1 protein-coding gene is annotated in these 229 nt (G+C 69.4%); it reads left to right on the top strand.

Annotation, left to right across the window (positions count from 1 at the left end; all coding sequences use genetic code 11):
- Positions 1-229, top strand: a 229-nt coding sequence (locus tag QN345_RS20695) for a hypothetical protein (RefSeq protein ID WP_323509282.1), incomplete at both ends; no start/stop codon positions are given.

Here is a 229-nt window from a genome sequence, read left to right as displayed (position 1 = left end):
GGGACCGCAGGGACTGGGGCTCAAGCAAGTGGCTTCAGGGACGCCAGATCACCCTGCACCTGGGCCGGTACCGCCGCAGCCTCGCCGTCGGCAGTGCCGCCTCCGCCGTCCTACTCACCGTGATGGCCATCCTCACCTATATCCAGGCCGCCGTCGGACCCGGCATGACCTCAGGCGGCTGGCTCGCCCAGTTCGGCGCCGACCTCCAACACAGTGTCTCCGTCGCGAC

The sequence above is a fragment of the Cryobacterium sp. 10I1 genome, from assembly GCF_035019805.1.
In the GTDB taxonomy this organism is placed as follows: Bacteria; Actinomycetota; Actinomycetes; order Actinomycetales; family Microbacteriaceae; genus Cryobacterium; species Cryobacterium glucosi.
The sequence above is the reverse complement of the archived record's forward strand: the minus strand, read 5'-3'. Positions and strand labels throughout refer to the sequence as shown.